Annotated in this window: 7 protein-coding genes; all 7 read right to left on the bottom strand. The window is 60.0% G+C overall.

Going from position 1 to position 8,066, the window contains the following annotated elements; genetic code table 11:
- A partial coding sequence (locus AC1D1Z_RS31060; protein WP_477852683.1) for an ABC transporter permease occupies positions 1-285 on the bottom strand: 285 nt, incomplete at its 3' end.
- Entirely contained in the window at positions 285-1,142 is an 858-nt protein-coding gene (locus tag AC1D1Z_RS31055) for an ABC transporter permease (RefSeq protein ID WP_477852682.1), read from the bottom strand. The genes AC1D1Z_RS31055 and AC1D1Z_RS31060, both read right to left, overlap by 1 nt.
- Positions 1,139-2,203 carry an ABC transporter ATP-binding protein gene (locus AC1D1Z_RS31050; protein ID WP_477852680.1) on the bottom strand — a complete coding sequence of 355 codons (1,065 nt, stop codon included), beginning with the start codon at positions 2,201-2,203 and terminating at the stop codon, positions 1,139-1,141. The genes AC1D1Z_RS31055 and AC1D1Z_RS31050 overlap by 4 nt, the downstream gene beginning before the upstream one ends.
- A 114-nt stretch (positions 2,204-2,317) precedes the next feature.
- Positions 2,318-3,355, bottom strand: a complete 1,038-nt coding sequence (locus AC1D1Z_RS31045; RefSeq protein ID WP_261330402.1) for an ABC transporter substrate-binding protein — start codon at positions 3,353-3,355, stop codon at positions 2,318-2,320.
- A 70-nt stretch (positions 3,356-3,425) separates the two neighbouring features.
- The gene (locus AC1D1Z_RS31040) at positions 3,426-4,391 is read right to left on the bottom strand and encodes an isopenicillin N synthase family dioxygenase (RefSeq protein ID WP_222381875.1); all 966 of its coding nucleotides are present in this window, start codon (positions 4,389-4,391) and stop codon (positions 3,426-3,428) included.
- Positions 4,392-4,466: 75 nt separating this feature from the next.
- Positions 4,467-5,288 carry an enoyl-CoA hydratase/isomerase family protein gene (locus AC1D1Z_RS31035; protein ID WP_007688901.1) on the bottom strand — a complete coding sequence of 274 codons (822 nt, stop codon included), beginning with the start codon at positions 5,286-5,288 and terminating at the stop codon, positions 4,467-4,469.
- On the bottom strand, positions 5,285-8,066 hold a 2,782-nt coding region (locus tag AC1D1Z_RS31030; RefSeq protein ID WP_477852677.1), incomplete at its 5' end, for an indolepyruvate ferredoxin oxidoreductase family protein. The genes AC1D1Z_RS31030 and AC1D1Z_RS31035, both read right to left, overlap by 4 nt.

Raw genomic sequence — 8,066 nt, 5'->3', positions numbered from 1 at the left:
GCTTTCCTTCCAGCGTCGGGCATGCTGGACATAGAAGATCGCCGCCATCGTGCCGATGATCGAGGAGATCACGGTCGAGACCGCGGCCACCCAGAGCGATGTCTTGATCGCGCTGAGGAAGACCTCATTGTGGAAGAACACCACATACCAGCGAAATGAAAGTCCCTGTGGCGGGAACGTCAAGAAGGCGCCGGCATTAAAGGAGGCGCCGACGACCACGAGGATCGGCAGCAGCAGAAAGGCGTAGATCAGTAGGCAGTAGCCGGTGAGGAGGTGCCTGGACATCACGTGGCCTTCCATTTCATGCGGGTGAGCCTTGCAAACAGCATCACCATCATCGCCCCGGTCAGAGACAGCATCAGCGCCATGGCCGAGCCGAAGGGCCATTGAAACGTGTCGATAAGCGCGTCGACCACGCTGACCGCCATCGTCTTCACACGCAGGCCGCCGATCAGGGACGGCGTAACGTAGGCGCTGAGCGACAGGACAAAGACCAGTATGCAGCCGGCCTGTATGCCGGGCATGGCTAGTGGCAGGACAATTCGTCTGAAGGCAGTGATGCGTCCGGCCCCCAGCGAGCGGGCGGCCGCTTCGATCGACGGGTCTATCCCCTGCAGTGCGCTCATGAGCGGAAGGATCATGAATGGCAGGAAGACGTGCACCAGGGCAATCACGATCCCAAGAGAGTTGTACATCAGGGCAAGGGGGYGATCGATCAGGCCGAAGCCGATCAGGGTGCGGTTTATCATGCCGTTATTGCCGAGCAGGATCGTCCAGCCATAGCTGCGGATGACGATGCCGACGAGAAGCGGTGACAGCACGAGACCATAGGCCAGGCCACGAAAACGCATTTGGGTCTTCGCAAGCTGCCAAGCGACGGGGAAGCCGAGAACAAGGCAGACAGAGGTGGTGATGAAACCGATCATCAGCGTGTTTGCGGTCTGCTCCAGATAAAAACTGTCGGCAAAGAGTCTGAGATAGTTTGAGAGGGTGAAGCCGGGCGCATAGGGCGTCCCGCTCCCCGGATTGCGCAGGCTCATGACCACGATGTTGATGTATGGCAATACCAGGAAGACGCCGAGGAGGAGAACAGCCGGGGCGACCAAGACAAGGGGCTTCAGAGATTTCGCTCGAAGGCTCATGCGGCAGCTCCGAGCGCCCAGAAGCGATCGCCATCAACCTTGACGGTGACACGGTCGCCCGGAGAAAAGCGGCTGCGGGGGAAGGTCTGAACATTGATGGTATCGCCGCTGTCGAGCGCCAGCCTATAGTCGATCAGGCTGCCCGAATAATAGCTCGCTCTGATGGTTGCCGGGGCGCCTGTCTGCCCTGCGCTTTCCGGAAACAGCTCGACGGCCTCGGGCCGAAGCACCAGCGTCACGGCTCCATTGGGAGACCTCGGCATATTGCCGATCCTGACCGTACCGAGCGCGGTATCGATGACCGAGATATCGTTTGCTTCGGTGGATAGCAGCCGACCGGACAGGATGTTGACCTGCCCCACGAATTGCGCGACTTCGAGGCTCGCCGGCCGATCGTAGATATCGGCTGGTGCGCCATACTGGGCGATCTGCCCGCCAAACATGACGACGACACGGTCCGACATGGTCATCGCCTCGGCCTGATCGTGGGTCACGTAAACGGTGGTGATGCCAACCCGCTTCTGAAGGTCGCGGATAAAGACGCGCATCTCCTCGCGCAGCTTGGCGTCGAGGTTGGCAAGCGGCTCGTCGAGCAGGAGAATTCGAGGTTCGATCRCCAGCGCTCGAGCAAGGGCGACGCGTTGTTGCTGTCCGCCGGAAAGCTGGCGCGGATAGCGGTCGGCATATCCGGCGAGCTGCACCATGTCGAGAACACGGGCGGTGCGCTCGGCGATCTCGCGCTTCGGCCTGCGGCGCATCTCCAATCCGAACGCCAGGTTTTGCGCGACGGTCATATGCGGAAACAGGGCGTAGTTCTGGAAGACCATGCCGATGTCGCGTTTTTCGGCAGGCACATGCACGACGTCCTGCCCATCGAAACGGATTGCCCCCGACGTTGCATCCTCGAAGCCGGCTATCATTTTCAGCGTGGTTGTCTTGCCACAGCCGGAGGGGCCAAGAAGGGAGATAAACTCGCCCTTCGCGATCTTCACGGAAATGCCGTTTACCGCAAGAGATGCCCCATAGTGCTTGGTCAGCGCTTCGATGCTCACCTCTGTCATGATCGATCTTCCAAATTCTGCCGGCGGCGATCGTGGTCGTGCCACCATGTCGAGAAAGCAGCCGGACCGCATAGAGGCGGGCCGGCATATAGCGAGGGGATCGTCAGGGCGCGTTTAGCGCATGACCTTTGCCCAGGTCTCCGAGAACTCGGCCTGTTTTTGGTTCATGAAATTCCAATCCCATGTGAGGATCTTGTCCATTGCCTCGCCCGAGATCGGCACATCCTTTTGCAGGTCGGCCGGGACCACCACCTTGGAATTGGTGGGTGAGACGAAAAACTGCTTCATAAGCGGTATCTGCCCCTCCGGGGAGAGCAGGAAATCGGCATATTGGTAGGCGAGTTCCTTTTCCGGGGCGTGGGCAAGAATATTCAGCGTCTGGTCGAACATCAGCATGCCCTCCTCGGGCACGACGACATCGATCGGCAGCCCCTGGGATCGCAAGCGCGCCACTTCGCCGAAATCGAAGGGCGCAACCACGAATTCGCCTGCCGCAATGCCCGTCGACAGGTTGAAATCCGCCTGTATGACTGGCCCGAGCTTTTCTAGCGCCTTGAAGCCGGCATCGATGTCGTATTGATCCTTGCCGAAGATCTTCGATGCCAGCATCAGCTCCATCTTGCCGGCCGTGTTGGCGAAGTTGTAGAGGCCGATGCGACCCTTGAATTCCGGATTATCCCAAAGATCCTTCCATCCCTTCGGCGGGGTTTTGACCATATCGGTGCGGTAGGCGATGCCGATCGGCGAGACCATCGCCACGGCACCCCAACCATCCGTCTTTTTCGCAAGGGGATAGAGATCGTTGTAGTTCGATAGTTTCGTCAGATCGAGCTTCTCGAAGAAGCCTTCCTTGCGCAGGCTGGAGGCGAAGGCCTCGTTGGTCATCAGGATCGAATAGGGAGGGTTTTGAGCGCCTGCCGCTCGCAGGTTGGCGCTCCAGACACGACCGTTGCCGGCATCGAGTGTCACCGCGGCACCGCTCTTTGCCGTAAATGCCGGCGCGAGCGTTGAGCGCCAGAACTGCTCCCAGGCACCGCCGAGCGTTGGCACCACGAGCGTCTTGCTTTGCGCGCGCGCAGGAAGGCTGATCATGCTTGCAGCGGCAAGGCCGCCCATTCCGGCAAGAAGCTGCCGCCTGTTCATGTTCATCATCTTGGTTCCCCTTGTCATGGCCGTATGTCGGTGGGTGTTGATGCGGCAGGCGATGTTTCGCTTCTTGCGCTCAGGACTTGCTGAAGGCCTGGTTCGTCTTCAGCGCGATATAGTCTCCGTAGGTAATCGGCGTGTATTTTGCCGGCGCCTTTGCCGCAAAGGGCGGCAGGCATTCGATGAGCGTCTCTTTCGATGGATTGACAAAGAAGGGAATGGATTGACGCCGTGTCGTACCCTTGAAATTGCCGGGCGGATTGGCAACCCGATGCGGCGTCGACAGCCATTCGTCATTGGTCCAGCGCATGAAAGCATCGGCGATATTGACGACATAGGCGCCTTCGACATTCGGCGCATCCAGCCATTTGCCATCACGCCTGCGGACCTGAAGCCCTCCCGGGGATGCCTCCGAGCGCAGAATGGTCATGAAGCCATAATCGGTATGGACGCCCGCACGTAACTGGCCGGGCAGCGGGCTTTCCTGTTGTTCCGGATAGTTGATGACGCGGAGTGCCGAAAGGTGGTCGTTAAAGGCCGGCTCGAAGTAATCGGGCGCAAGCCCGATCGCCTGGCAGAATGCGCGTCGCAGATGCCCAGCGAGCGTCTCCATCTCGGCAAAATAGGCGTTAAAGGCCGCCTGCAATCCTTGTGGAACCGTAGGCCAGGCGTCACCCGGAAGGCGCGGCCCGAAATTCAGGCTTTCCTTGTAGTCCCCCGGCGTCTTTATCCCCAGCGTGGCGCTCAGCGCCTCGTCCGCGATGGGGGAGAAAGCGACGCCCCCCTTTAGCGACGTTCCTCGACCCTGCTTCTTCTTCCAGTCTTGCGGTTCGTCGAAGAAATCGCGAGCAAGATTGTAAAGCTGCGTGGTCGCCTCCGTGGAGACGCCATGTCCGGTGATCAGGAAAAAGCCGGTTTCGCGGCAGGCGGCCTCGATCGCCTTGACCACGGCATCGCTACCAGTGGCCTGACGGATGAAAGGTGCGATATCTATGACCGGAATGCTGTCCATATCCTGCCTTGAGGACGGGGCCGTCTGCATTGTCTGATCCTTTCCGGAGTGAACATAGCCGTGTTGTCGTGGCGGCTTGACGGCCTGCCAACGAGGAAGATGATGTCAGTCGAGCCCCTTGAAGGGTGCGTCGCGAAATTCGAGATATTCCTTCAGCGACATCTTCTGAAGATTGCGCATCCATTCCTGTCCGTCCTTGCTGACATGGAGGGCGGCAATGGCGTGCACGTTGTAGTCGAAGGATGTCATCAGGCCGGCGGCGACCTGCTGGTTGTTGATGGAGGACTTGGCGAATTTGATCGCCGGAACCGGCATGCGCGCCAGCTTGCGCGCCAGGTTCTCGGTCTTTTGCTTGAGCTGATCGGCGGGCACGATCTTGTTGATCAGATGCATGCGCAGCGCCTCTTCCGCGTCCACCAGGTCACCGGTGTACATTAGCCAGCGGACATCGCGGGTGGCCAGCAGCCAAGGCATGAAGAGGGCAGGCGGACCGGAATTGTGCCTGACTTCCGGTTCGCCGAATTTTGCGTTGTCGGCGGCGATCGCAAGATCGCATGACATGACGAGTTCGAGCGCGCCGGCAAGCGCATAACCGTTCACCGAGGCGATGACGGGGATTGGAGCTTTCCAGATATTCAGAAGTGCCTGGGCATTTTCCGACATGTCGGCATGCCAGTCCTCGATACTAACGTCATAGTCTGCGCCTTGCAGATCATAACCGGCCGAAAACGCGCGGCCGGCACCGGTAATCACCAGTGCGTTGACGTCCTTGTCGGCGACGGCAAGCGCAACGGCACGGTCGATCTCGCGCACCGTCGTCTTGTTCATCGCATTGAGCTTGTCCGGCCGATTGATGGTGATCGTCGCGAACTTGTCCTGTTCATCCTTGTCATAGAGGATGGTCTCGAAGCTCTCGGTCATGCTCATATGCTTTTCCTCTTTACGCTGGTGTCAGCCGGCTGCGATACAGTGCTTGATGCCTGCATCAACAGGGCCGCCTTGTTCTTCTCGAAACGCTCTATCGATGCTGATTTGACCGGACCAAACCCCTTGATCTGATCGGGGAGTTGGGCGAGCGCGATGGCGCGCTGCTGGTTTTCCGGCGACAGCTTTGCCGAGAGGTCGTTGATCAGTGCCGTGTAGTCGGCGACCAGCTTGCGCTCGGTACGTCGCTCATGCGTGTAGCCGAAGGGATCAAGCGGCGTGCCGCGAAGGAAGCGCAACTTCTCCAGCACGGAGAACGCCGGTGAAATCAGCTTGCGGCTGATGGCAATCTTTGCCGGGTTGCCAGTGCGCTTGTCGATCCTTCGGGAAAAGAGCGGCGGTGCGAGATGATGCTTGATCTCGAAATCACCTTCGAACTGCGCGGCAATCTTGTCCTTGAAGCTCCGGTCGTTGTGGAGACGAGCCACTTCATATTCGTCCTTGTAGGCCATTAGCTTGAAGGCGTTACGCGCCACGGCTCCGGAAAAATCCTCTCCGAGCTTCGCTCGGGCCTCGGCATTGCGGGCGATCGTCACCAGCTTGCGGTATTTGTTGGCATAGGCGGTGTTCTGGTAGTGTGTTAGGAACTCGATGCGCTTGGCGACGAGGTCGTCCAGCGTTTGCTTGGCCGGCGCCTCGTCCAGGTCGACTGCGGCGGCTTGTTTGACAGCTTCCGGATCGACCACCGAGCGACGGCCCCAGCCAAAGGCTGCGCGGTTCATCGCAATGCCCGTGCCATTGAGTTCGATCGCCTTATCGACTGCCTCAAGACTGATTGGAACCAGTCCGCGCTGCCAGGCGTGGCCGAGCAGGAACATGTTGGCGGCGATCGCGTCGCCCATCAGGGCCGCCCCCAGTTTCGTCGCGGCGATAAGGCTGATGGCATTGTCACCAGCCGCTCTGCGCAACGCCTTCAACGTCGCTTCCTGACGAAAGTCGATCGTGGTGTTCTGCACAAACGAGGCCGTCGGCGCGAAATGATCGTCAAGAACGGCCCTGGTCCGGCCGGCAGCGAATGTGGACAGGGCGTTCTGGGCTGCTGACACGACGATATCGAAGCCGAGGACCAGATCGCTTTCCCCGGGTCCGATACGCACGGACGTGATCTGCTCTCGCGTCCTTGCCACCCGCAGATGCGAAATAACGGCCCCGTTCTTCTGGGCAAGGCCGGTCTGGTCGAGCGTTTGTAAGGCAAGGCCGTCAATGTGCGCGGCCATCGACAATATCGCGCTGACGGTGATCACGCCGGTCCCGCCGATGCCGGTGAGCAGCATGTTGTAGGGACGGTCGGTGATCGGTCGGATGGCCGGAAGAGGGAGGTCGTCGAAACTTGCCTTGCCTGCTTTAGCGTCCGGCTTGCGGATGGTGCCGCCCTCGACGGTGACGAAGCTCGGACAGAAACCTTTTATGCAGGAAAGATCGGTGTTGCAGCTCGACTGGTTGATCCGCCGCTTGCGGCCAAACTCCGTTTCCTGCGGCTCGATGGAGATGCAATTGGAAACCGCGGAGCAATCGCCGCAGCCTTCGCAGACGAGCTCGTTGATGAAGGCGCGCTTGTCGGAGACGGCCAAAGCGCCCCGCTTGCGCCGACGCCGTTTTTCGGCAGCACAAACCTGATCGTAGACGAGGACGGTAACACCCGCCACCTCGCGCAATTCGCGTTGCACCGCATCGAGTTCGTCGCGGTGGTTGATCGTAACGCCGGACGGCAGATTGCCTTGCCAGACCTCGGGGCGCTCGGCGACGACGGCGACGCGGGCCGCGCCTTCGGCGAGCATCTGCCCGACAATGCCGGGAACGGAGACTTCGCCATCATGCTTCTGGCCGCCGGTCATTGCGACGGCGTCATTATAGAGGATCTTGTAGGTGGCGTTGACCTTGGAGGCGATTGCGGCGCGGATCGCAAGCAGCCCGGAGTGGAAATAGGTGCCGTCACCCATGTTGACGAAGATATGCTTTTCGTCGGTGAATTGGGAAAGGCCGATCCACGCGCCGCCTTCGCCGCCCATCTGGGTAAAGGTCGAGGTGTTGCGCTCTTCCAGCCCGATCACCATCATATGACAGCCGATGCCGGTGGATGCCCGGCTTCCCTCGGGTAGCCGGGTGGAAATACTGTGCGGACAGCCTGAGCAGAAATAGGGGTCGCGTTTCAGCGCCGGCGTTTCCGCAGTACTGGCTGCGAAGATGGCCTCGATAGCGTGCGATCTCGCCAGCAGATCGGTGTGATGCTCACCGATGAGAGAGACAATCGCTCTCGCAACGCCGACAGCATTGATCTCGCCGGCTGCGGATAAGAGCGGTCGGCCATCCACGCCGAATTTTCCGTAGATCCTTGGACGCCGGTCGGAGGCCATGTTGAAAAGCTGCGCCTTGATCTGGTCTTCGATGACCGCGCGCTTTTCCTCGACCACCAACAGGGTTTTGACGCCGGAGGCGAACTGTTGCAGGCCTTCCGGTTCGATCGGCCAGACCATGCCGATCTTGTAAAGCCGGATGCCGAGTTCGCCGGCCCGGCGCTCGTCAATGCCGAGGCTTGCCAGCGCGCCCATGAGATCGAGCCACGATTTCCCGGTCGAAACGATGCCGAGCCTCGCTTTGCCGGCAATGCTGCCCCAGACCGTTCTATCGATGCCGTTTTGACGGGCGAAGGCGTGTATCGCCTCCATCTTGTTTTCCAGCCGCCGCTCCATCGCATGTGGGCCATCCGGCCATCGCAACGAG

The organism is Rhizobium sp. P1_E1 (genome assembly GCF_056406015.1).
Note: the sequence above shows the minus strand (reverse complement) of the source record. Positions and strands in the feature narration are given on the sequence as shown.

What these genes read in the sequence shown, in the direction of transcription:
- AC1D1Z_RS31045 (WP_261330402.1), bottom strand. Translation starts at nt 3,355, where the DNA reads ATGATGAACATGAACAGGCGGCAGCTTCTTGCCGGAATGGGCGGCCTT.
- AC1D1Z_RS31040 (WP_222381875.1), bottom strand. Translation starts at nt 4,391, where the DNA reads ATGCAGACGGCCCCGTCCTCAAGGCAGGATATGGACAGCATTCCGGTC.
- AC1D1Z_RS31035 (WP_007688901.1), bottom strand. Translation starts at nt 5,288, where the DNA reads ATGAGCATGACCGAGAGCTTCGAGACCATCCTCTATGACAAGGATGAA.